Origin of the sequence: Chryseobacterium ginsenosidimutans (assembly GCF_039536845.1) — a bacterium.
Classification (GTDB): domain Bacteria; phylum Bacteroidota; class Bacteroidia; order Flavobacteriales; family Weeksellaceae; genus Chryseobacterium; species Chryseobacterium ginsenosidimutans_B.
This window is the reverse complement of the sequence record NZ_BAAAZJ010000009.1, coordinates 65,498-90,057: the sequence shown is the minus strand read 5'-3', so window position 1 is coordinate 90,057 and position 24,560 is coordinate 65,498. Positions and strand designations below refer to the sequence as shown.

Annotated in this window: 23 protein-coding genes and 1 pseudogene; 13 read left to right on the top strand and 11 right to left on the bottom strand. The window is 35.1% G+C overall.

Going from position 1 to position 24,560, the window contains the following annotated elements:
- Window positions 1-43: 43 nt before the first annotated feature.
- The 6 genes from ABD745_RS10455 to ABD745_RS10430 all read left to right on the top strand — a co-directional run bounded on the left by ABD745_RS10455 (window position 44) and on the right by ABD745_RS10430 (window position 4,914).
- Window positions 44-484 carry a DoxX family protein gene (locus ABD745_RS10455; protein WP_344828987.1) on the top strand — a complete coding sequence of 147 codons (441 nt, stop codon included), beginning with the start codon at window positions 44-46 and terminating at the stop codon, window positions 482-484.
- Window positions 481-924 carry a carboxymuconolactone decarboxylase family protein gene (locus tag ABD745_RS10450; RefSeq protein ID WP_344828985.1) on the top strand — a complete coding sequence of 148 codons (444 nt, stop codon included), beginning with the start codon at window positions 481-483 and terminating at the stop codon, window positions 922-924. The genes ABD745_RS10455 and ABD745_RS10450 overlap by 4 nt, the downstream gene beginning before the upstream one ends.
- Window positions 925-1,112: 188 nt before the next feature.
- A complete protein-coding gene (locus ABD745_RS10445; protein WP_344828983.1) occupies window positions 1,113-2,021 on the top strand; it encodes a 1-aminocyclopropane-1-carboxylate deaminase/D-cysteine desulfhydrase in 909 nt (302 codons plus the stop codon).
- Window positions 2,022-2,037: 16 nt separating this feature from the next.
- Window positions 2,038-3,096, top strand: a complete 1,059-nt coding sequence (locus ABD745_RS10440; RefSeq protein ID WP_344828981.1) for a glucosaminidase domain-containing protein — start codon at window positions 2,038-2,040, stop codon at window positions 3,094-3,096.
- 73 nt (window positions 3,097-3,169) lie between these two features.
- Window positions 3,170-4,453: a glutamate-1-semialdehyde 2,1-aminomutase gene (hemL, locus tag ABD745_RS10435; protein ID WP_344828979.1), complete on the top strand. Its 1,284-nt coding sequence runs from the start codon at window positions 3,170-3,172 to the stop codon at window positions 4,451-4,453.
- A gap of 164 nt (window positions 4,454-4,617) precedes the next feature.
- Window positions 4,618-4,914, top strand: coding sequence for a hypothetical protein (locus tag ABD745_RS10430; protein ID WP_344828977.1), 297 nt, complete (start codon window positions 4,618-4,620; stop codon window positions 4,912-4,914).
- 51 nt (window positions 4,915-4,965) lie between these two features.
- Here the strand turns inward: ABD745_RS10430 and ABD745_RS10425 are convergent, their stop codons facing one another.
- From ABD745_RS10425 to ABD745_RS10415, 3 genes are all read right to left on the bottom strand, one after another.
- Entirely contained in the window at window positions 4,966-6,132 is a 1,167-nt protein-coding gene (locus ABD745_RS10425) for a hypothetical protein (RefSeq protein WP_344828975.1), read from the bottom strand.
- 235 nt (window positions 6,133-6,367) lie between these two features.
- Window positions 6,368-7,789, bottom strand: coding sequence for a hypothetical protein (locus ABD745_RS10420; protein WP_047397757.1), 1,422 nt, complete (start codon window positions 7,787-7,789; stop codon window positions 6,368-6,370).
- 38 nt (window positions 7,790-7,827) lie between these two features.
- Complete coding sequence (locus tag ABD745_RS10415) at window positions 7,828-10,620, bottom strand: TonB-dependent receptor (protein ID WP_344828971.1); 2,793 nt, start codon at window positions 10,618-10,620, stop codon at window positions 7,828-7,830.
- Window positions 10,621-10,811: 191 nt separating this feature from the next.
- Between ABD745_RS10415 and ABD745_RS10410 the strand changes: the two genes are divergently transcribed.
- The 5 genes from ABD745_RS10410 to ABD745_RS10390 all read left to right on the top strand — a co-directional run bounded on the left by ABD745_RS10410 (window position 10,812) and on the right by ABD745_RS10390 (window position 15,403).
- Window positions 10,812-11,489: a response regulator transcription factor gene (locus ABD745_RS10410; RefSeq protein ID WP_047397759.1), complete on the top strand. Its 678-nt coding sequence runs from the start codon at window positions 10,812-10,814 to the stop codon at window positions 11,487-11,489.
- A gap of 52 nt (window positions 11,490-11,541) precedes the next feature.
- Window positions 11,542-12,573 carry a sensor histidine kinase gene (locus tag ABD745_RS10405; RefSeq protein WP_344828969.1) on the top strand — a complete coding sequence of 344 codons (1,032 nt, stop codon included), beginning with the start codon at window positions 11,542-11,544 and terminating at the stop codon, window positions 12,571-12,573.
- 130 nt (window positions 12,574-12,703) lie between these two features.
- Window positions 12,704-13,303, top strand: a complete 600-nt coding sequence (locus tag ABD745_RS10400) for an IS1096 element passenger TnpR family protein (protein WP_344828967.1) — start codon at window positions 12,704-12,706, stop codon at window positions 13,301-13,303.
- Between the two features lie 154 nt (window positions 13,304-13,457).
- Complete coding sequence (locus tag ABD745_RS10395; protein ID WP_344828965.1) at window positions 13,458-14,807, top strand: alpha-amylase family glycosyl hydrolase; 1,350 nt, start codon at window positions 13,458-13,460, stop codon at window positions 14,805-14,807.
- A gap of 155 nt (window positions 14,808-14,962) precedes the next feature.
- A complete protein-coding gene (locus tag ABD745_RS10390) occupies window positions 14,963-15,403 on the top strand; it encodes a hypothetical protein (protein WP_344828964.1) in 441 nt (146 codons plus the stop codon).
- A 79-nt stretch (window positions 15,404-15,482) separates the two neighbouring features.
- On the opposite strand, the gene ABD745_RS10385 is transcribed toward ABD745_RS10390, so the two are convergent.
- Window positions 15,483-16,289: a GLPGLI family protein gene (locus ABD745_RS10385; RefSeq protein WP_344828962.1), complete on the bottom strand. Its 807-nt coding sequence runs from the start codon at window positions 16,287-16,289 to the stop codon at window positions 15,483-15,485.
- A gap of 59 nt (window positions 16,290-16,348) precedes the next feature.
- Complete coding sequence (locus ABD745_RS10380; protein ID WP_344828960.1) at window positions 16,349-16,552, bottom strand: hypothetical protein; 204 nt, start codon at window positions 16,550-16,552, stop codon at window positions 16,349-16,351.
- A 155-nt stretch (window positions 16,553-16,707) separates the two neighbouring features.
- On the opposite strand from ABD745_RS10380, the gene ABD745_RS10375 reads away from it, so the two are divergent.
- Together ABD745_RS10375 and ABD745_RS10370 are read left to right on the top strand one after the other, a co-directional pair.
- Window positions 16,708-17,118: a helix-turn-helix domain-containing protein gene (locus ABD745_RS10375; RefSeq protein ID WP_344828959.1), complete on the top strand. Its 411-nt coding sequence runs from the start codon at window positions 16,708-16,710 to the stop codon at window positions 17,116-17,118.
- Between the two features lie 41 nt (window positions 17,119-17,159).
- Window positions 17,160-17,288, top strand: a pseudogene (locus ABD745_RS10370) (SDR family oxidoreductase); the annotation flags it as partial.
- A gap of 57 nt (window positions 17,289-17,345) precedes the next feature.
- Here the strand turns inward: ABD745_RS10370 and ABD745_RS10365 are convergent.
- The 6 genes from ABD745_RS10365 to ABD745_RS10340 all read right to left on the bottom strand — a co-directional run bounded on the left by ABD745_RS10365 (window position 17,346) and on the right by ABD745_RS10340 (window position 24,471).
- Complete coding sequence (locus ABD745_RS10365) at window positions 17,346-18,068, bottom strand: LytR/AlgR family response regulator transcription factor (RefSeq protein ID WP_344828957.1); 723 nt, start codon at window positions 18,066-18,068, stop codon at window positions 17,346-17,348.
- A gap of 1 nt (window position 18,069) precedes the next feature.
- On the bottom strand, window positions 18,070-19,095 hold the full coding sequence (locus ABD745_RS10360) for a sensor histidine kinase (RefSeq protein ID WP_344828955.1): 1,026 nt from the start codon (window positions 19,093-19,095) through the stop codon (window positions 18,070-18,072).
- Between the two features lie 430 nt (window positions 19,096-19,525).
- Complete coding sequence (locus tag ABD745_RS10355; protein WP_344828953.1) at window positions 19,526-20,743, bottom strand: ABC transporter permease; 1,218 nt, start codon at window positions 20,741-20,743, stop codon at window positions 19,526-19,528.
- A gap of 313 nt (window positions 20,744-21,056) precedes the next feature.
- A complete protein-coding gene (locus tag ABD745_RS10350) occupies window positions 21,057-21,794 on the bottom strand; it encodes an ABC transporter ATP-binding protein (RefSeq protein ID WP_344828951.1) in 738 nt (245 codons plus the stop codon).
- Between the two features lie 98 nt (window positions 21,795-21,892).
- Window positions 21,893-23,143, bottom strand: a complete 1,251-nt coding sequence (locus tag ABD745_RS10345; RefSeq protein WP_344828949.1) for an efflux RND transporter periplasmic adaptor subunit — start codon at window positions 23,141-23,143, stop codon at window positions 21,893-21,895.
- Window positions 23,144-23,166: 23 nt separating this feature from the next.
- Complete coding sequence (locus ABD745_RS10340) at window positions 23,167-24,471, bottom strand: TolC family protein (protein WP_344828947.1); 1,305 nt, start codon at window positions 24,469-24,471, stop codon at window positions 23,167-23,169.
- Window positions 24,472-24,560 lie beyond the last annotated feature (89 nt).

Genomic DNA, 24,560 nt, shown 5'->3' with positions numbered 1-24,560 from the left:
ATCTATAAATCGCAACTTTGTCATGTAATAAAAAACCAATATCATGACAGACAAAAAAAGTGTATTTCCACAGTTATTTTTAAGACTGGCCATTTCAGTGACGATGCTTTCTGCGGTTGCCGACAGATTCGGATTCTGGGGCAAAAATTCAACCTGGGGAAACTGGGAGAATTTTGAAAAATATACGAGACAAATTACCTCTTTTCTTCCCGAAGGTTTAAGCGTTTTTTCTGCCTATTCAGCAACTTTTTTCGAAATACTTTTTCCATTAATGCTGTTATTTGGATTTAAAACTAAGATTGCAGCTTACGGAGCAGGATTCTTATTATTAATTTTTGCTTTATCGATGACGATTGCTTTAGGTGCAAAAGCTCCTTTGGATTATTCGGTCTGGGTGGGAAGTGCAGGCGCTTTTTTATTGGCGGTTCAGGAAAAATATTCATTAACGATAGATAATTTGACTAAGAAATATAAAATAGTATGAGTACAAGATTCGACATGGCTACGACAGATAAAGCTGCATACAAAGCATTATTGGGATTAGAAGGATATCTTCAGAATATTTCGTTAAATCACATTCAGAAAGAATTAATTAAAATCAGAGCTTCACAGATCAACGGATGTGCTTTCTGTTTGGATATGCACACGAAAGATGCGATGAAATATGGTGAAACTCCACAAAGAATCTTCCTTTTGAACGCCTGGAGAGAAGCAAAAGAACTTTTCACAGAAGAAGAACAGGTGATTTTGGAAATGACCGAGGAGATCACTTTGATCAGTCAAAAAGGTTTAACAGAAGAGACATATTACAAAGCAAAACAGGTTTTTGACGAAGCTACTATTGCACAAATCATTATGGCGATCATCACAATCAATGCATGGAACCGAATAGGAATCAGCACACATTTGCCGATTGCAAAATAATTTTTTTGAATTTAAATTGTTTACTAAAAGCGCTTCTCGATTGAGAGGTGCTTTTCTTACTATTTATTATAAAATGATGCAAATATTTCCAGTAAATATTACGATGAATGAAATTCTGAAGTGTAATTAAGAACATAAAAAACATTATTTTTGTTAAATAAAATCTTTCGATCTAGGCAATAAAAAACATGCTATTACAACTTCCGACAGAAAAACTCCCAATTCAGGAGATCCCAATCAATAAAAATGTAAAACTTTTCATGAAAAGGGAAGATTTAATTCACCCTCAAATTTCAGGAAATAAATATTGGAAGTTATTTTTTAACATTAATAATTATTTACAAAAAAATCCTCAAATTCCTTATATTATTACCTTTGGCGGAGCTTTTTCAAATCATATTTCTGCGGTTTCCGCGGTCGGAAATTTTACAGGAATTCCAACATTGGGAATTATAAGAGGAGAGGAGTTGAAAGACAAATGGCGTGATAATCCGACGTTACTTTTTGCAAAAAGAAACGGAATGAATTTGCAGTTCGTAACACGCAAAGAATATCAATACAAAGGAAAATTAACCGAATTTTTACAGAAAGAATTTCCAAATGCTTTGATCGTTCCGGAAGGTGGAACCAATGAAGATGCTATAACGGGCATAAAAATGATGCTGAATAACGAAACAAAAGATTTTGATTATCTTTGCACCGCAGTCGGAACGGGAGGAACGATTGCTGGGATTTCGAAATATTGTGAAGAAAATCAGAAAGTTATCGGTTTTAAGGTAGTTGAGGATGATTCGCTTGAAAATAAAATCTTTGAATTAACCTTACAGAAAAATTTTAATCTAATAGATTCAGCTTTTGGAGGTTATGGTAAAATAAAAGATGAAAATATTCGTTTTATCAATGATTTTAAAGAGAAATACGGGATTCCGTTGGAACCGATTTATACAGGAAAGATGATGCAGAAAGTTTTCGAACTGATTGATAAAGAGTATTTTCCTGAGAACAGCAAAGTGTTGTGCTTTCATACTGGTGGATTACAAGGAATTGAAGGGGCAAATTTGCTTTTAGAAAAACAGAATAGAAATTTAATTATATAAAGTAAAATTGAAAAACATGAAAAGACTTTTCTTACTCGTAAGCCTTTTAGTTTTATCAAAATTCTCAGCCCAGACTTGGGCAACTGAAGACCAATATATCCAAAACTTTGCAAAATATGCGGTAGAGGAAATGGAAAAATACAAGATTCCTGCTTCTATCACTCTTGCACAGGGACTCTTGGAAACCGGAGGAGGACAAAGTATATTGGCTCAGGAAGGCAAAAACCATTTTGGAATTAAGTGTAAAGAAGACTGGACAGGGAAAACCATGAAACACACCGATGATGCTCCCAATGAGTGTTTCCGTGTGTATGATGATCCGAGGCAGTCTTATGAAGATCACTCGATATTTTTATCAACAAGAAAATATTATACAGGTCTTTTCAATCTTGATATGAAGGATTATAAAGCTTGGGCAAATGGACTTAAAAAAGCTGGTTATGCCACAAATCCACGTTATGCTTCTATTTTAATAGGTAAAATCGAAAGATATAAGCTGTATGAATTTGACGATACCAATTCTAAAGAAGTTCTGTACGCCGTTCTGAAAATGTATCCTAATTTGAAAGACGACAGATCTTTCATGGCACAATTAGAACCTGAAAAGTATACAAAAAAAGCGAAAGATCCTATTACGGTTGAGGTTCCTTACAAAGCCACTTCTTATGCTCAGCAACAGAAAAGAGTAGAAAGAATTAAAACAAAAGCAGAGATTCTAAATTCAATTTTGATTAAAAGTCATCCGAATGACGGTTTAAAATACATTATCATTCCGGAAGACACCAATGTACAATTCATTGCTAAAAAATTCAAAATCAGTGAAAGCAAGCTGATTAAATGGAACGAGCTGGAAAATGACGTTCTTCAAAAAAATGAGATCGTCTTCCTTGAATCTAAAAATTCTGACGGAAATACCGCAACTTACAAAGCCGAATCTGGCGAAGATATGCACGATATCGCTCAAAAATTCGGAATCAAATTAAATAAATTATACGCAAAAAACAGAATGGATGAAGGGCAAAAACCTTCTGCCGGACAATTGATTTATTTAATTGATAAAAAGCCCAGAAATTAATTTTTGCTGACAGTTTATAGTTGTTAATTTAACAATCAACAAACAACTATAAACGGTCAACCAACAACTACATATGAAATACCAAAGAAGTTCAGCTTTATTCGAAGAAGCTTACAAATACATTCCGGGAGGGGTAAATTCTCCTGTTCGTGCATTCAAATCAGTAGGGGGAGTGCCGGTTTTTATGAAATCTGCAAAGGGCGCTTATCTTACGGATGCCGATGACAATACTTATATCGATTACATTAATTCTTGGGGACCTGCAATTTTAGGTCACACTCATCCTGAAGTTTTAGGAGAATTAAAAATTCAGGCGGAAAAAGGATTTTCTTTTGGAGCTCCGACAGAACTGGAAACTGAAATTGCGAAATTCATCGTAGAAAATGTTCCGAATATTGACCAGATCAGAATGGTTTCTTCAGGAACGGAAGCCTGTATGAGTGCTGTAAGATTGGCAAGAGGTTTTACGGGAAGAGATAAAATTGTAAAGTTTGAAGGTTGTTATCACGGTCATTCAGATTCATTTTTGATTAAAGCGGGAAGTGGTGCTGCGACTTTCGGAAATCCGAATTCTCCGGGTGTCACTGCAGGAACTGCAAAAGATACTTTGCTGGCGAGATATAATGATTTTGAACAGGTTGAAGATCTGTTCAGGCATAATCAGGGTGAAATTGCTGCGGTAATTATCGAACCTGTTGCCGGAAATATGGGCTGCGTTCTTCCTGAAAATGAATTCCTTCAGAAATTAAGAAAAATATGTGACGAAAACGGAGCTTTATTGATTTTTGATGAAGTGATGACGGGTTTCAGACTGGCTTTTGGTGGAGCTCAGGAATTGTATAATGTGAAAGCAGATTTGGTAACTTACGGAAAAGTAATCGGAGGAGGACTTCCTGTCGGAGCTTTTGCAGGAAGAAACGAAATTATGGATCACTTAGCTCCAAAAGGCGGTGTTTACCAAGCCGGAACTTTGAGCGGAAATCCTTTGGCAATGAGAGCTGGTTTAAAAACTTTACAGATCATTAAAAACGATCCGGAATTTTTCAACAGACTAGCAAAGACAACAGAAACCCTGGATTTTGAAATTGGAAAAATTTTAAATGAAAAAGGAATTGCTCATAAAATCAACAGAAAAGGTTCGATGATGTCTGTATTTTTCCATATTAATCGAGTTTCGAATTTCGATGAAGCTCAGGAAGCCAATCATGCATTATTTAATAATTTCTTTCATCAATTGCTGCAAAATGGAGTATATCTCCCGCCAAGTGGTTATGAAACGTATTTCATCAGTGATGCAATTAAAGATAAAGAAATTGATATGACACTGGAAGCAGTGAGAAAATTTGAGTATTCTTAAAGAATTTTAAACATAAAAAAAATTAAGGATGAGGTTTTTGCTTCATCTTTTTTATTTTAATTTAAACAGAAATAAGAACGAAAATTAATATCAGATTTAATATAAACAGCAATTTGGGAATTTTTAAATAAAATATATTTGATTGAATTTAAACTAATTACCGAATGCAAAAAATTATTAGAAGAGGAGAATGGAAGTATTCCGGGAATACTTATCTGCCGATTCTTCTGGTTGAACAGGACTGGGATCATTTTTATGAGCAGGGATATAATAATCTTTTACCACACATTAATAAAAAAGGGCTGGAGTATTATCTGTATTTCGGCAGATATTTTATTAATGAGTATGGAAATATTTCTTCACATAGCAGTTCGCGACCGTTTTTATCTATTGAAGAAGCAATAGAATATGCAGAAAGAAATATTGAAAAACTACACTGGCTTATCGAAGAAAATAAATAAAAACGGCATCAGAAAATATATCAGATGCCGTTTTTATTTTTAAAATTAATTTTACTGTAATCCAGACCAGCCAATTGCCCAAGCCGGGCTTGCTGTACCGTTTCCTGCACCTATTGCATCGGCTTTTTCAGTATAGGTATTAGCCAGTATAGTTACATTAGTTCCGGCTGTTGATTTAGCCGTAATTTTATTGGTAACGTTGGTATCAAAGAAGGCATCTTTAATTTTACTTTGACCATTAATATAAGTTACCGTAGCATCACTTTCCAGATTGAAACCTGTTGCCCAATTGGAGGTTACTATATTTTCAAAATTAGCGTATGTTCCGGAATAAAGCCTTATTGCATTGGATTCTCCGGTAGTTCCGCCAAGCAGAGTGACATTTTTAATGGTAGGGTTTGATATTGGGGATGCAGCTGGATTTGTAGCGTTATTGATTCCTTTAATTCCCGTATTTCCTGTACCGCTTGTCTTTCTTTTGGTGTAAATATTACTTCCTGTTCCGATCCAGCCATCTGTCCAGACAAAAGCATCATCTTCATTACCGACGGAAACAATATTGGAAACATTTACTGTTCCGCCGTACAACTGGATTCCGTCTTCTGCACCATTAACTAGAGCTATATTTTCTACTTTTGTTTCGCTGCCTACACCGAATAAAGATAATCCGTTGAATTTTTTACCCGTTACAAAATCTATCCCTGCATTATCGATTCTCATATAGGTTAAAGATCCGGAATTATCTGTTGCAGAAGTTCCTCCGTAAGTTGAGCTTCCGATTTCAGAAGAACTTGTTGTTCCTGTATTGATAGGAGCTTTTCCGCAAATAATAACACCTCCCCAAGTTCCTGAAGTTTCCTCAGAAGATCTGAATGTAACAGGAGAATTCACAGTTCCGTTTGCATATAATTGTCCGCCCTGTTCTACTAAAACATAAGAAGCTGCTCCAGCTGTTGCCACAATTCTTGTTCCTGCAGGAATTACCAATTTTCCGCCATCTTTAACTTTAACAGCTCCGGTAAGCACATACACTTTCGTTGCATCAAGAGTTACCACTTGTCCATTCGTAACATCACCTTTAAAATTAGTTGGGTCCTGAGCGATTCCTACAACTGCAATTGTATTGATCTCATCATCGTCTTTACTGCATGAATGCAGGGCAAAGGAAGAGCTTATAATGAGAGCTGAAATGATTGACGTTATGTGATTTTTCTTCATAATATTTTAGATTTTACCTACAATAGACACTTTTTTTAAGGCTATTCTATTTGAGAAGACCAAATTACCATTTTTCTCCTTATTTTCCCAATTCAAAGTATGATGTGTTGCTTTTTTATAGTTAAATTTTACTTTGTATAGATTTGAATGGATATAAATCAAACAGCATCGGAAAATACTTTCCGATGCTGTTTTTTTTCAATTTGATATGAAGAAACTAATTACTAGCGTAAAATTATAAATTATAGTTTGTCCAACCTGCGTACCAAGTATCAGTAGCATCTTTAACAGCACCTCTGTAAGTTACCGGAGTAAACCAGCTTGTTAATTTTGCGTGAGTGAATACACCACCTGTCAATAAAGCCGATCCGGCAGCAGGAGAGAAGTTTGGAGTTGTTCCTGCAGGAGCCCAAGCGTTTGTGAATTTCGCATCAGCTGTATAAGTTAAAGTAGAATTTCCTCCTGTATTGAACCAGTTTGTAAGATCTGTCAAAGTGAAAGTGGTAGGAGTTGTAGTAGATCCTGCGAATTTTAAAGGAGTTACATTTCCTGCTAAAATATTATTCTGGAAAACAAGGCTTGAACCAACAATGTTGTTATCTGTAGGTACTCCTTTCGTAGCATCAATAAATAAACCAACCGGGAATCCTGTGAAAACAGAGTTAAATACTGAGATTGAAGAGTTTCTTCTGATCTGTAAAGCATTCTGGAACAAAGAATTGATTGTACTTACGTTTGTACCTGTACTTGTTGAATTGATTGGCCCGATAATAGTCATGTTAGAGAATGTTGCTCCTGTTTGCGGTGTCAGAGAAGAACCGTTAGCATCATTATCAGACTCAAATGCGTTAGAACCTGAAACGTCAGCAATCTGAGAATCTCTTACCCCAATACCGAACTGGATTTTTCCTGAGAAACCGTTATCAGTATCGAAATCGTCATCAAGACCTTTGTAAGAAATAAGGTGAGAACAGTTTACCGTTCCTCCGAACCACTCAAAACTATCATCGTTAGCATAAGCAACTTCTACATAATCTACTGTAGTACCGTTACCAACACCTCCGAATGTAATTCCGTTGATTTCCTTGTCTGGTAAGAATGCATAACCTGCATATTCTACTCTTACATATTTTAATACACCGCTGTTATCAGCAGCATTTGTTCCTCCGTAAAGACCTAAACCTTCAGTGTTGTTGATACCACCTTCGATTTCTCCGATTCCAGCCTGTCCGTTGAAAGAAGCGTTAGTAGGAGCAGCTCCCAAGATTACTAAACCTGCCCAGTCACCTCTTTTAGGACTTGGTTTTTCTGAAGTGAAGATAATAGGATTTGAAGCAGTACCTTCTGCCATGATCTTACTTCCTCTTGTAATAATTAATGAACCGTTTTTATCAGCCTCACCAACGATTTTTGTTCCCGGCTCGATAGTTAACGTAGCTCCATTGGTTACATATACCAATCCTCTTAGTTTATAAGTTTTATTAGCTTTAAGCGTAAGACTTGATGTGATTTTTCCTGAAAGAATTAGGTTTTCAGTTTCTCCTGTTGAACCTCCATTTTGAATTATAGTTGGCCCGTCTTCTTCTATGTTTCTACATGCTGTTACAGTAGTTGCTAAAGTACCAAGCATTAAAGAGTATAAAACAAATTTTTTCATGTTATAAAAGATTATTTTTTATTAGATATTGATTAAAATTAAAAGCTATAGCCAAGTGTTAAACTGATGTTTGTTCCCGTTACTCTATCTATAGCAAGTGCATCTGCACCGTCATATTTTTTGTTGTTGTTCAGGTCGTGGTAGAATTTCGCGTGACGGTTTAAGATGTCTGAAACGTTTAGCTTAATTTCTCCTTTGTTCTGCCAGATTTTTTTAGCAACCTGAAAATCAAGAAGCGGTCTAGGGTTTTCCCAGATTGGTGGAACCTGATCGTTTCCTACATAAAGGATTCTTCTTCCGATCATGTTGAAAAGGACGGTTGAAGTCCAGCCTGTTTTTTCAGTATCGTATTGAAGACTTACGTTTACCGTGTAAGGAGATTGTCCCTGCATTGGTCTGTCGGTCTTCGTAGCTTCGTCGGTTACTTTATTTTTGATTAAAGCGAAGTTTCCGCCTAAAGTGAAGTTTTTAAGAGCACTGAAGAAATCAAGTTTTTTTCTGAATTCTAATTCAGCTCCGTAAGCATCAGCTTTATCTACATTTAAATAGTTGAATGTATTACTTGTTCCTGCACCGGATTGATTAAAATATAATTCAATCGGATTTTTGAAGTTTTTGTAGAAACCAGCTACGGAAAGGATTTCTCCATTTCTTGGATACCATTCCCAACGAACGTCTGCATTGGTAATTTTAGTTCTTTGGATGTTTTTGTTACCTACAACTGTAGCTCCTAAATCAAAATCATAATATGCTAACGGAGAAACTTCTCTAAATTCCGGTCTCACAACAGTCTGCGAACCTGCAACACGTAAATTCATGTTGTTAGTTAATTTGAATGTCATGTTTAAAGCTGGTAAAAAGTCTGTAACACGCGTATTTACGAAACGATCATCGCTTCTTTTTGTGCTTCCAACCAATTGATCGAAGTTTTCAACTCTTAAACCATATACAGCTCTGAACCAAGGCGTAAAGTTGCTGTCCATCTGCAAATATCCTGCATTAAGAATCGTATTGGCGATATATCTGTACTGGTCTCCTGAGATTTCGTCGAAACTAAATTTAGTTCCGTCCGTTCCGAAGTTTTCAGGACTGAAAATCGTTTCAAAAGGTTGAGAAAGCAATCCTTGGTTATATCCTTCCAATCTTACAGAGAATGGTCTTGAGTTATAAACCCTGTCTTTCACCTGGAATAAATATCCTCCTTTGATGGTTTGCTTTTGTCCAAACATCTCAAAAGTTTTGGATAAATCTCCACCTGCGTTATATAGATAATCACTAAGAGTAGAGTAGAATACACTTCCTGATTTTTGAGAAAGACCATTTGAAATCAAAGCTAAATAAGGGCTTCCGTTGATATCAGGATATTGGTTGTACTGTAGACGTTGTAATAAAGGAATATACTGATCCAAAATACCGAAACTTCCGTACCAGTTGAAAGTAAGACCTCCTAAAGCATCAATTTTGTGTGTCCCGTTTAGAGTAGAATTATAGAAAGTAGTTTCTTTAAATCCAATCTCTCTTGCCATGATATTTGTTCCGTTTACAGGATCAAATTCGAAATCTTTTCCTGTTCTGAAAGACATGTGGTTTACCGTATTGTTGGTAATGATGTTTTTCAGGGAAATTTTGTTGTTGTTATTAAGTTTTAAAGTAAGATTTAATAATCCTCCTAAAATAACGTCGTTCTGATATTTTTCAGTATAATAATCGAAGTTTGTATCAGCAAGAGGTCCATTAATGGTAAAGAAGCTGTTTGCTGTTTCAATTCTTCTTTTGTTGTTGCTATAGTTTAAAACCGCAATAACTCCTAAATCTTTTCCGAAAAGTTTTGTATTGAAACCTCCGTCTAATTGTAAATTGACATTCTCAGGATAACCGATCGTATTATATCCTAAATTTTTTACATATTGTTTTCCAAATCCTGTTTTAGCTGCGTCGTCCAGAATATTGAATGCATTTTTGGCAGGCATTCCGGTAGGAAGTTTTCTTGATCCATCGTCAATTCCTAAGAAATCCCATTTTCCTCCTTTCTGCATTTTAAATTCATGCCCCATCGTGATAGAGTTTCCTCCTACACCCACTTGCGCATTGAAAAAGTTTTTATTTGGAATATCTTTAGTATTTACCTGGATCAATCCACCTGCCCATTCACCACTGTATTCAGGAATGAAAGTTTTATTGATAACAAGTGTTTCGATAACGTTTGCAGGAAAAAGATCGAAAGAGAAAGTTTTTCTGTCCGGCTCTGTACTTGATAATTGAATACCATTCAGCATAGCCTGATTATAACGGTCTGATAAACCTCTTACAACAATATATCTTCCCTCGAACAAGCTTACTCCCGATACTCTTTTTAGAACTTCTCCTGTGTTTCTGTCCGGGCTTCTTTTAATAGCTTCAACACCGATAACCTGAGAAACTACACCAGAGTTTCTTTGTAAACCGATGGTAGAAGCAATGGTTTCTTTTCTTGCATTGGATTTTATGACAACACCTTCGATTTGTTTTTCTTTGGTGGATGGCTTATCCAAAACGATATCAAGATGGGTATTAGCATCATTTTTTACAATAACCTCACTGATTTCTTTTCTATTGTATCCGTTGGAAGTTACCGTTATAATGTAGTTGGTTCCGGGTGGAAGATTGAAAGAGTAGTTTCCGGAAATGTCAGTCGTTACTTCCTGATCATTTACCTTTACTTTTACCCCTTCAATAGGAGTATTGTCTTTCTCATCCAATACCCTACCTTCTAATACCTGACTTTGTGCAAATGCAAAACCAGCAGAAAACAAGGCAAGTAGCATAATGCTCTTGTGGAATTGTTTTTTCATTTTACTTTATCTTACTATATTCTTTCGGTGCAAAGGAATGAAAGATTGATGGGGTAAATGGTTTAGCGAAATTTAATTTTTTCTTAACTAAACATTAATAAATGGATATTTTTGTTAACTTTATGTGAACGATGTCTCTTTTATTAAACTGTGATTAAAATATTATTAACTTTGACTCGTAAAAATTGAAAATGAACCAAAAGAAAATCCTCTTAATAGACGACGAACTGGATATTTTAGAGATTCTGTCTTACAACTTAGAAAAAGAAGGCTACGATATTTATACTGCCACAAACGGTAACGAAGGTATCGATAAAGCTAAAGAAATTGTCCCTGATCTTATCTTATTAGATGTCATGATGCCCGAAAAAGACGGTATCGAAACTTGTCAGGAACTTCGCAAAATTAAAGAACTTCAGAAAACATTAATCGTTTTCCTTTCCGCAAGAAGCGAAGAGTTCTCACAATTAGCAGGTTTTCAGGCTGGTGCAAACGACTACATCGTTAAGCTTATTAAACCGAAAATCCTTATTTCTAAAGTTAATGCTTTATTGCAATTAACATCTCAGGTTTCGGATAATGCAAAACTTATCGAAATCGGTGATCTTGTTATTGATAAAGACAATTTCAGAGTTTCCAAAGCAGGACAGCAGTTTTTGCTTCCGAAAAAAGAATTCGATTTGTTGTATTTATTAGCTTCAAACACAGAAAAAGTTTTCAAAAGAGAAGAAATCCTGGAGAAAGTTTGGGGGAATGATGTAATTGTAGGAGAAAGAACCATCGACGTACACATCAGAAGATTGAGAGAAAAGCTTGGTATTAATACCATTCAGACACTAAAAGGAATTGGGTATAAACTTATTGTTTAATACTCAATTTCAATTTCTTACCTTTATATAAACCAATAAAATCTTTGTAAAATTGAAATTTTACAGACTTACCCTCGTCGCCTCTTGTCTTCTGACATTGGTGATGTTTCTATTAGTAATCATTTTCGATTCGCTAAAGGATATCTATTACAACACCCCTTTCTTTAAAATAGGACTTTTCATCTGCCTTATCTTTATTTTTATCATTAATTATGTAGTATTGGAACTGCTGTTTAATTATTATGGTAAAAAGCAGGTTCGCGGGCTTTCGCAATTATTACCTCAGGAAATTGTTCACGATAACGATGAAAATATTACGATTAAAGAATTGGGGGAACGATTTTCAGATCTTAATCAGCAGAAAGTCACCGAGCTTGATATGATGAAGGAGATGGAAAGCTATCGTAAAGAATATATAGGAAATGTTTCTCATGAGCTTAAAACACCATTGTTTTCAATTCAGGGGTATGTTGAAACTCTGCAGGACGGCGGGGTTGATAATCTCGTAATCCGTGATAAATATTTGGACAGAATTGATAAATCGGTTGAAAGACTGATTGCGATTGTCACAGATCTGGATATGATCAACAGGCTTGAAGCAGGAGAAATTAACCTTACCGTTTCAAAATTTGATGTCAATCTGTTAATTAAGGAAATTTTTGATCTTCTTGATCTTGAAGCTGAAAAACACAACACAACGTTACAGATTCAGACTTTGCAGCCACAAATTTGGGTAGATGCAGACAAACAGAAAATTTCGCAGGTTTTTATCAATTTAGTTTCAAATGCTATTCATTACGCCAATAGACAGGAAGCAAGAGTAGTCGTAAAGACCAGCATTCTGAAAAATAAGGTTTTAATAGAAGTCATAGACAACGGAATGGGAATAAAACCCGAAAGTTTACCAAGAATTTTCGAAAGATTCTACCGTGTGGAAACCAGCCGAAGCCGAAGAGAAGGAGGTTCCGGGCTTGGTTTGGCGATCGTAAAGCATATTCTTGAAGCTCACAACGAAAACATTACCGTAGAGAGTGTATATCTCGAAGGAACGAAATTCAGTTTTATGCTTGAAAAAAGTAAATAATTTTTGCAAAATGTAAGAAAAAAAAATATTTTAAAAAATCCCGAAATATTTTTTTGTCACATCTCATTTATTTTATATTTGCAATAGAGATTTATCATAATAACAAAGGCAAAAAGTAATTAAAAAACTGATGGTTTACAAAATCCGCGTAATATTAGATGCGAAAGAAGATATTTTCCGAGATATCGAAGTTAAAGGAAAACAGACGCTATGGAACTTACATTTAGGCATTAAAAGTGCTTTCAGCTTGCAGGGAGATGAGCTTTCTACTTTTAATCTGCTGGAAGAAGACGGAACGATAGTAAAAGGGGTTCCGTTGGAAGATATGAGCGACGATGGTGATGGCGAAATTATGTCGGATGTGTATATTGACGAGGCTTTCGAAAATATAGGAGATAAAGCTCAGTTCCAGTACGGTCTTCTTGACCTTTGGGAATTTTTCTGTGAATTGGTAGAAATTATCGATGAAACAAAAGGGGTTAATTATCCGATTACAGTTTACAGATTTGGAAACGTTCCTTTGAAAGCACCAAGCAAAAGCGGTAATGCTGGAGGATCTAAAAAGAAATCGGCAATGCCGTTAATGGATGATGATTTTGGTTTCGAAGATGATTTCGGTGCAAGCAGTAACTTTGCAGACGAAGATGACGACAACTTTGATGATGAGGAAGAAGAAGACTATGATGACGATGTTTTTGATGATGAAGAAGATAACGACGATGAAAGATAGTCGACCGACATTTTAAAATATACAGCCCTGAATGAAAATTCGGGGCTTTTTTTTGTAATTAAATTTTAGTTTTCAGCTTTTTTGCCTTCAAAAAATTGCCATTCATTACTGTCTCTTTTCAATCACATTCCCTATATTTGTTAAAACAGAATTAATGAAAAAGTTAATTTTAATTGCTGTAATTGGTCTGGGAATTGTTTCCTGTACCACGCAAAACGCCACAAAAAACATGACGGATTTACCTAAAGACTGGAAACACACTACAAATATCTACGAAGTAAACGTAAGACAATATACTCAGGAAGGAACTTTCAAAGCTTTTGAAAAAGAAATGCCCCGTCTGAAGTCAATGGGAGTGAAAACGCTTTGGTTTATGCCGATTACTCCGATTGCTCAGGAAAATAAAAAAGGAAGTCTCGGAAGTCCTTATGCAGCTTCAGATTATACTTCCATCAATCAGGAATTCGGAACGCTGGATGATTTTAAACATATGGTAAATGAAGCCCACAGATTGGGTTTCAAAGTCATTATCGACTGGGTGGCAAATCATACGGGTTGGGATCATGTATGGACAAAAACTCACCCTGAATTTTATTTAAAAGATCCCGACGGAAGCTTTCACCGCGCTTCGGGAATGGATGACATCATTGAATTGGATTACAAAAATCAGGAGATGCGTTTGGCGATGATCGAGGCGATGAAATATTGGGTAAAAGAAACCAATATTGATGGTTTCAGATGCGATTTGGCTTCCTGGGTGAAAGTGGATTTCTGGCAGCAGGCTCGTCCGGAAGTTGAAAAAATAAAACCGCTTTTCTGGCTTGGAGAATTTGATGAGCTTGAAAGCCCGGAATATGGGAAATTTTTTGATGCAAGCTATTCCTGGAAATGGATGCATAAATCGGCAGATTATTACAAAAAAAATGAACCACTTCAGGAATTGACTGATCTTTTAAGACAATATTCAGCAATTGGTGACAGCTCAATGAGAGCTTGGTTTACGACAAATCACGACGAAAATTCCTGGAACGGAACAGAATACGAAAAATATGGAGCCATTACGAAACCTATGGCTGTATTTTCTGCAACATGGAATGGCGTTCCGCTGCTATATTCGGGTCAGGAATTACCCAACATGAAACGTCTGGAGTTCTTCGAAAAAGATGTTATCAAGTGGACAAACACTTATCAGATGGCAGATTTTTACAAAACTTTATTACATTTAAAATCTTCAAATCCGGCTTTAAGAGGAGGAGATTCGAATGTTGTAACTTATCTTTTAAATACAACAGCCAATGATAAAATCCTGTCTTACATCAGAAAAAATGGGAATGATGAGGTTTTAGTTGTTTTAAATATGTCAAAGGAAGCGATAAATTTTACAATCGAAGATGAGCATCTATCCGGAACTTTCAAAAATGTTTTTGATAAAACAAAAAGAGACTTCAGCCAGGGAAAGGATTTCAATTTCAAACCTGGTGATTATGCTGTTTTTGAAAAATAGAATTCAAATTTTTTACTTCTGTTTAAATAATAAATAACATTTTTACGATATAAAGAAAAACGCAGATTTTAATCTGCGTTTTTCTTTATATCGTAATTTTATGAGTGTAGAAAATTAATTTAATACATTTGAAAACTTAATATAGATTTTTATAAATGGACAAATCAAAAATAGTAGAAATCGTTAAAAATAAACTTATAGATAAAATTCAAAAATTTGAAAGCCTGATTGCAGAAACCCGCGCTTCAAATAATGAAACCAAAAGCTCGATGGGTGACAAATATGAAACAAGCCGGGAAATGGTACAGCAGGAAATCAATAATTTACAAAGACAGTTGAACGAATCTTTGAACCAACAAGCATTAATTCAAAAAATAACCGGTGAACTTTCTTCAAAAGTGCAAAACGGAGCTTTGGTAAAAACAAATAAAGGGTTATTTTATATTTCTGCTTCAATCGGCGAAATTGTCTTGGAAAATCAAAAAATAATGACGGTTTCCATAGAATCTCCTTTGGTAAAAGCCATGACAGGATTGAGTAAAGGACAAAATTTTTCTATCAATAATATAAACCAGACCATTGAAGAAGTTTGGTGATAAAAATTTTACATGTTGAGAATAAAAACTAAAAAACTCCTGCAATTTTGCGGGAGTTTTGAATGATACTTCACATAAATTAATTCGGACTAAGTTCAATAGGATTATACAGTTCACCATTTTTTCTGGAATCTCTATTGAGTTTCCGTACAAATTCAGGGTCTGCGTCGTCTAATATTTGTGAGTAATCTCTTTGAAGAAAAGAATCTTTTCTCCATTGATAAACTTTCTCTTTTTTAGCAGGTTTCACATTTTTATACATATTGGCGAAATTACAAACCCAATTTCTTTTTTTTAGTTTGTAAAGCTTATAATGAAAATCATCTTTTTCGTCATACAATTCTACTATCAATCCGGGTAATTTATTAAACTTATAAGGTCCGAAATTTAATGGAATTTTGGGGTTAAAGTAAGCGATCCAATTTCTCCCGTATTTAGTGGTAGTAGCTTTTTGACACTTTGCATTTCCAATGGTTTTGAATTCGTTGACCAACTTCCAATCGATATTATTAGGCTCATTATAAGATATATAAGCTGTGGCAATAGGTCCTGTTACATATATTTTTCCGGCAGTTGTTCCGATATTTTCGGGATATTCACAACCAAATTTAGAAAAAGTTGCATAATCAGTCATTGGATCTCCTGTCTCTTTTAGTTTTTTATAATATTTCAAAGAATCTTCTACATAGAGATTCATACTTTTAAAATAAGATTCTTTATCATTCATCATAAGGATGAATGTGGTAAGTTGTGCTTTTGCATTGGAACGGTTAAAATTTTTATAGTCTAAAGTATACATAGCTTCATACTGTAAATTAAAACTTTTCTGAGCCTGTATTAATAAAGTAAAAAGACTGAAAACTGAAAATAAAATTCTTTTTTTCATAATGTAAAAATGGCTATTTAGAATTTAAATAGCCTAACTTAATTTTAATAAATTTTTTGCTAATGAGAATAAATAATAATATTAGCATGTACTCCACAGGCATTAAAATTTAATGCAGATAAAGTGTCTTTAAGTTCAGCTTGTGTCAGCTGTGAAGTTGTCCAGTCATTGATCTGGAAAACCGTACCACATGAACTCCTGAAAGGAAAAGCACTTACAATACTACCGATAGCAATAGCTCCGATAACGAATAATTTTTTCATTGTGTAATTTTTAAATTGTTTGTAATGCAAATATATATGATAAGGGATCGAAGTAAACCATCAAAATTGAATAAATACTCTTCAATTTTGAACAGATTTCGAAAGGCTTAAGTTTTTTGAATAATTTAAAAAACTATATTTGTAATAAAAAAAGAATGAAACTTTCAGATAAATTATTAACAACAAGAACAGCAAAAAAGCTTTCTAAGCAAGAGGTTGCAGATATGTTGGGAATGGATGTTACCACCTACGGAAGAGTAGAAGCAGGAAAAAGAAATCTTGAAATAGATAAGCTGAAACTTTTACCGGAAGCATTAGGAATTGAGCCTAAAGAAATAATAGATCTTTTAGAAATTGATAAAGGAAATGTATTTAATATTGGTAACGGAGAAAATGCGACAGGAAATGCAAGCGGAAATGGTTATGTAGAAAATATATATACTGAAAATACTGAAAATTTAGTAGAAATAAAAAATCTTTACACCGAACTGCTACAACAAAAAGACAGTATGATCGAATATCTGAAAAAAGAAAATGAAGAGCTTAAAAAACTTATCAAAAAATAAACTGTATTGATTCAATAGGTTGAGAAAGAAGCTTTCATCGCAAACATCCGATGAGAAGATCAGGAAGACCGGAAGAAGTTGCAGAACTGGTGTTATTTTTAAGTTCCGACAAATCTTCATTCATGACGGGAGGTTATTATCTTGTTGATGAAGGTTATACTGCGGTTTAACAAGGAAAATTTTATTTAAAGATAGAAACGGGTTTTTATGAAGCCCGTTTTTTATTTTTAAAAACTTTTCCCGCCAATATATTCCATTAAAGAATCTTTGTAATTCGGAGCAATGGCGATTTGCTGTTCTCCGATCACGATATGATTTCTTTCAATGGCTTCAATTTTATCGAGAGCAATAATATAAGAACGGTGGATTCTCATGAAGTTTTCAGAAGGAAGTTCTTCTTCCAGTTTCTTTAAGCTCATTAAAGTTAAGATTGGTTTTGGCTGATCTTTCAAAAATATTTTCACATAATCTTTTAATCCTTCAATGAATAGAATTTCAGAAAAATTGATCTTGATTTGTTTATATTCAGATTTTACGAAGAAAAATTCCTGTTTTTTTTCTGTTTTTTCTGACGCAGGTTGGAGGGTTTCAAAATAATTTCTTGCCTTCGTTGCTGCGTTCAAAAATTCTGTATAATCGAACGGTTTTAAAAGATAATCCAAAGCATTCACTTTATATCCGTCAATCGCATATTGATCAAACGCTGTCGTGAAAATGACTTTACTTTTTTGAGGAAGCAGTTTAGAAAATTCCAGTCCCGTCAAATCCGGCATTTGAATATCAAGAAAAAACAGATCGATTTCTTTTTCGTCTTCCAGCTTTTGCATGGCTTCGATGGCACTGCTGCATTTGGCTTTCAGTTCCAGAAAAGGGGTTTTCAGGACATAGCTTTCAATTAAGTTTAGCGCCATTGGTTCGTCGTCGGCGATTAAGCAGGTCAGTTTTTTCATGTTAATCTGTTATGATTTTTATCTCCGCAATATACATTCCGTTGTTGAGGTGAGAATGAAATTCATGCTTTTCGGGATACAGCAAATTAAGTCTTTTTTTAAGATTTTCAACACCGATTCCCGAACCGCTCTTGTCGGCATCCGTTTTCGGAAAATTAGAATTGGAAGCCGTAAAATGAATCTCCTTTTCCATAATTTCCATTTTAAAATGAATATCAGAGTGTTGTGTTGCCGAAATTCCGTGTTTAAAAGCATTTTCAACAATTGAAATAAAAAGCAGCGGTGCAATTTTCATTTCAGGGATTACTTTCGGAAAATTGGTGTAGACTTTTGTATTATCGGTCAGTCTCAGTGACATCAGTTCGATATATTTATTTAAAAATTCTACTTCCTCGGAAAGACTTATGGTCGGAACATCAGTTTTGTAAAGCAAATGTCGCATCAGTTTGCTCAAACTGTGAATGCTTTGTTTGGCTTTGTCCGGCGCAAAATCGATTAACGAATAAATATTATTTAAAGAATTAAAGAAAAAATGCGGTTGTAACTGATATTTAAGATGCTGAAGCTCAGATTGTAATTTGATGTTATCGGCTTCAATTTTCATTTCCTCGGCTTTCTGGATTTTTTTTCCTGCATTAATAGCAATGGAAAATGCCACAGGAATCATGTAAATCAGCGTATCCATAAAATAAAATAACGCTGCAGGAGGCCTTCTGTCTGAAGGTCTGTGCCGATTGGGTTCAAGCCAGTCGGAAATTTGATTTTTAAAGAATATTAAGGTTAAAATCAATGATAAATTAACCACAAAAAACCATACTTTTTTATCCTCAAAAAGATATTTTACGAGATAAGTATAATTGGCATAAAAAACAACGGCAAGGAAGATAAGCTGAATCCAAAAATGGCGGAAAAGATCCTTCCAGTCTGCATCCGAACCGACCGAAAAAGCCGCCGGAAGAAAGAATAAAACCAGCCAGATCAAAAAATGCAGGCTGATTTCAACGTTTTTATTTTTTAGATTGACCATTTTTACAGTCTTAAATTTTAAAATTTATACTTTTTCAACCCTTCAAAAAATCTTGATCGATGGAACTTTTGAAGAAGTGAATTTAGAATTTTTTCTACCATTTCTCCTACATTTTTTTTGAACTTGCTTAAATTTATTTTCTTTGTTTTACTTATATAAACGAAGTGTCTTTGTTTTCTTTAATAAAGTAATTTCTTTTCAAAAAAGCTTTTGTTGGAAATCGCAAAGGCGCAAAGTTGTTTATCTGTTTTCGATTTTTTAAGGCGCAAGAAAATCAAAGATTTTCAGCAAATATTTATAAAATAAAAAGTATAAAATTTTATCGAAGATAAAATCCTTGCACCTTAAAAACAGTGTCTTATAATATAACTTGCGCCTTTGCGATTCCCAACTATTTAGGATAAAATATTAAAAAAGGTTTTAAATATTTTTACTCATATCTCAAAGCATTGATCGGGTCTGCCTGAGCTGCTTTTCTCGCAGGATACCATCCGAAAAATACTCCTGTTATCGTACAGACTGCAAATGAAATGACAATTGAAGTCATTGTAATATTAACGGGCCATCCTGCAAAATATTTGATACAAAAGGTTGCGATAATTCCGATAATGACGCCCAAAACACCTCCTGTAATGCTTATCAGGACAGATTCAATAAGAAACTGCATCAGAATATCCCTGTCTTTTGCTCCGATCGCCATTCTCAGACCGATTTCTTTGGTTCTTTCTTTCACGGAAACATACATAATATTCATAATTCCGATTCCGCCGACAATTAATGAAATACTTGCGATGGCAACCAATAAAAGCGTCAACATTTCGCTGGTTGAGCTGAACATGGAAATGATTTCCTGTTGAGAAGACACGTTGAAATCATTGTCCTGATCAGGTTTTATTTTATGCTGTTTTTCCATGACGGATTTAATTTCGTTCACCGCAGCTTCCGAGTCTGCTTCACTCAGAGAGGAAGCAACAATCGACTGGAGATAAGTTTTTGCCAAAATTCTCTTCTGAACCGAAGTGTAAGGCGCAATAATAATATCGTCCTGATCCTGCCCGAAAGTATTTTCACCTTTCTCTTTTAAAACACCGATTACTTTAAACGGAATATTTTTGAAGCGGATCATTTTCCCGATCGGATCTTCATTCGGGAAAAGGTTTTCCTGAACGGTTTTTCCGATAACGGCTACTTTTGCATAAGATTCCACATCATCATCCGTAAACATAGAACCTTTTTCAACGCCCCAATCACGGATTTTCAGATATTCCGGTGAAGAACCGTAGATGGAAGTAGGCCAGTTTTTAGAACCTGCAATACTTTGTCCGCTCCCGTTGACTAATGGTGAAACGTCTTTGATTAATTTAACCTGGGATTTCAAAGCATTGTAATCTGCCAAAGTTAAAGTTTGCATCGCAGAAGGATCAGAACGCACCCCGCCCGTCATTCCGGCTCCGGGACGAATCGTGATGAGATTCGCACCCATACTTGAAATATTTTTCTTGATGCTTTCTTTAGAACCTTCTCCGATCGCAAGCATCGCAATTACGGAAGCAACACCGATAATAATTCCGAGCATGGTAAGCATGGCTCTGGTTTTATTAAGGATAATGGCTTTCCAGGCTATTTTTAATAAGTTTGAGAAATTCATAATTTCAATTTTTGGTTAAAAAAAACCTTTGTAAATCTGTCCTATACTAAACTAATAACACTCTAAAAAAAAATGATTACAAAAAATCTCAACTTCATCTCAGATTTACAAAGGATTACAGCATTCAAATCATCTTCATTTATGGAACTAACTAATATAATTGTCTCTTTTTGGTTAAAAAATCTTTTGCAAATCTGTCCAACATTAACACTCTAAAACAACTTCACTTCCGTAGAAATCCTCTTCATGTCAGATTTGCAAAAGATAACAGCATTAAATCCTCTTCATTACAGCTAATATAATTTGATATACGTTATTCGGGTTTTGGTAATTTTTCCAGCTCGGCTTTGGCGTGGAGTCTGTTTGTTACCATTTTATCTTCTTTAATTATTCCGTCACGAAGAATCACCGTTCGTTTACTGAATCTCGCAATATCTTCTTCGTGAGTTACAAATCCTATCGTGATTCCTTCGTCATTAAGTTGTTGAAAAAGATTCATCACTTCATAAGACGTTCTTGTATCAAGGTTTCCGGTTGCTTCATCGGCTAATAAAATAACAGGATGATTTACCAACGCTCTCGCAATCGCGACTCTCTGTTGCTGACCTCCCGAAAGCTGGCTCGGAACGTGACCCATTCTGCTTTCCAGACCAACCTGTTGTAAGGCTTTTACCGCTCTTTCTCTTCTTTCTTCCGAAGAAATCGTTGAATTATAAAGCAAAGGCAGTTCTACATTTTCCAAAGCACTGGTTCTTGCCAAAAGGTTGTACGACTGAAAAATGAATCCAATTTTGGTATTTCTGATCTCGGCAAGCTGATTTTTGTTTAAATCTTTTACCAAGACGCCATCCAGTTCATAAGTTCCGGAAGTTGGCTGATCAAGACATCCCAACGTATTGAGGAAAGTAGATTTTCCCGAACCGCTGGTTCCCATAATCGTTACAAATTCACCTTCATTGATGGTTAAATTGATTCCTTTCAATGCATGAACAATCTCATCACCCATTCGGAATTCTCGTTTCAGGTTTTCTATTTTGATGATAGGTTTCATTGTTGTAAGTTTAATATTGATTGTTTTTGGTTGACGGTTGTTGGTTTTTAGCGATTTAAAATTCCATCAACTATAAACCATCAACCAACGACTAAATATTAATTTCCAGAAGGTTTTGAATATGATTTTTTACTATTACTATTCGGCCTTTTCGGCATGAATGGGCTGCTTCCTTCCGAGTCGGATTTTGTGATATTTCTCGTTTGCTCGTCCAGTGAAGTCACGATCTGTTCATTTCCAGTAAGCCCTTTTTTTACTTCTACATTTATTCCGTCGTTAATTCCGATTATGATTTGCTTTTGCCAAAGGCTTCCGTCGTTATTTTTGATCCAGACATATTTTTCTTTACTTTTTGCGGTTTTTATTTCCGGAATTTTTGCTTTGATATTATTTTTCTGATAATATTTTTGAATCATTTCAGTTTCGGGACTAAAACTGATTGCCGAAGCCGGAATCGTATTGGCTCCTTTTAATTCCTGAGTGTAAATGGTGATGGTTGCGGTAAGTCCGGGTTTTAATTTCTCTTCAGAATTATCTGCATCAATCAAAACGGTATAAGTCACAACATTTGAAGATGTTTTCGGACTCAGACGTATTTCTCTTACGGTTCCGTTAAACTCAGTTTCAGGATAAGCATCTACCGTGAAAGTTACACGCTGAGCAACCTGAACATTTCCGATGTCTGCTTCATCCACATTCGCCTGAACCTGCATTTTCGTAATATCTTTTGCTATCGTGAAAAGGGTAGGAGTTGTCATACTTGCGGCAACGGTTTGTCCTTCCTGCACTTCTTTACTTAAAATAATACCATCAATCGGAGCGTAAATATTGGCATAACTTAGATTGGTTCTTGACTGCGCCAAAACGGTTTTCTTTTGATTTACCGATTGCTGTGCATTTTTCACCTGATAAGAAGCCTGCTCATAGTCTGCTCTGCTGATAACACCGGATTTGAACATATTATTCTGACGCTGAAAATTCTGCTGTTGGTAATTAAGTTCATTCAAAGCTGAATTGTATTGTGCCTGGGCATCATTCACCGATTCCTGAAGGTTGGTTTTATCGATTTCAGCGAGAAGTTGTCCTTTTTTAACTTGTGAATTATAATCAACATAAATATTTCGGATAAGCCCTGAAACCTGTGTTCCTACTTGAACGGTGTCGACAGGTTCTACAGTTCCTGTCGCTGTAACAGAAGTCGTCACATCCTGTTTTGTCAGTTTTACAGTCTGAACAGTAATCTGCGGTTCTTCACTCTGCGTAAAATATCGGTAAGTAAAAACCACCACAATGACAGCCACCAAAAATAAAATTGAATTTCTGAAGGTTTTTTTATATTTTGGATTCATAATATTGATATTTTCCTGTTATTTTAGTTCGTCGTTAGTATTTTCCCCTGATAAAAATTCAGTAATTGCGTATACAGAACAGCCATGTATTTTGATTGTAAATACGTCTGTTCGTTGGTGAGATAGGTATTTCTGCTAACGGAAAGTTCTGTTGTTGTTAATCCTCCGAATTCAAATTTCTTATTTGATAAATCGTAAGAAAGTTTGGCATTGTCTCTGGCTACTTTTGAAGATTTTTGCTGAGCCTGATTGGCGATCGCATTTTGCCAAGCCGTTTCAATACTTGAGTACAATGTTTTTCCCGCACTTATTTTATCTAATTGATTTTGTTCAATGTCTATTTTGGCAAGTTCTACGTTGGTATTGTTCTGTTTTTTTGAAAAAATAGGAACATTAAGAGAAAGCCCGACAGATTTATTGAAATTATTTTTAATCTGATTAAAATAAGTAAAATCCTGAGTGCTTGTAAAACCTGTATTCAAGCCTGCTGTTGCGGAAAGTGTGGGTTTATATCCTGCTTTTGTAATTTGTAAGGCTTTATTTAAAATTTCATTCTGAGCATCATAAATTTTAAGATCAGGAAGATTTTCCGTTGCCTGAGCAAAAACCTGCTGCTTATCGGGAATGGTTTCTTCAATATCAGGAAGCGAAGTTTTTTCAATTTCAAAATCTACACTTGGATCGAGTTCCAATAATTGTTTTAATTTTAAAACCTGCTGATTGTAAAGATTTTGACTGCTTACAACAGTATATTGGTTCTGCGCATTTTGTGTTTCTACATCTGCCAGTTCCAGTTTTGAAATAGCTCCGTTTTTATATTTGGTCTGCGTCAGTTTCAGTTCCTGGGCAGATGAATTGGCAGTGTAATTTGCAATTTCAATGCCTTCATAATAATATAATGATTGTAAATAAGTTTGCAGAACATTCAGAACAATATTGTTTTCCGCCTGTTTTTGATATAAAGAAGATTGATCCAAGATCATTTTATTCTGCTCAATCTGCAGATTCAGTTTATTTCCCTGATAAATGGTCATGTTTCCGCTTATTCCGAAACTATTTGACAAAATATTCTGATTCACGAAACTGCTTGTGATCGGGTCTATACTCGAACCGTTGGTTAATCCCAATGAAGATGAACCGTAAATGGTTGGAAGTTTATTATTTTTCTGCTGCTGATAATTCAGTTGGGCAGTAGTTTTGTCGAGAACGGTCTTTTTTACCGTAATATTATTTTCTACTGCATAATCAAGACAATCCTGAAGCGTCCATACTTTTTGAGCCGGAGCTAGGATTCCGATGAAGAGCGCTATGGTGATGTATTTTTTCATTGTCTTCTGATTTACAGTGACAAAATTCCTGCATCTATGAAAGAAAATCAAAACTATTAGACGAACAGCCCGATTTTATAGAAGTATTG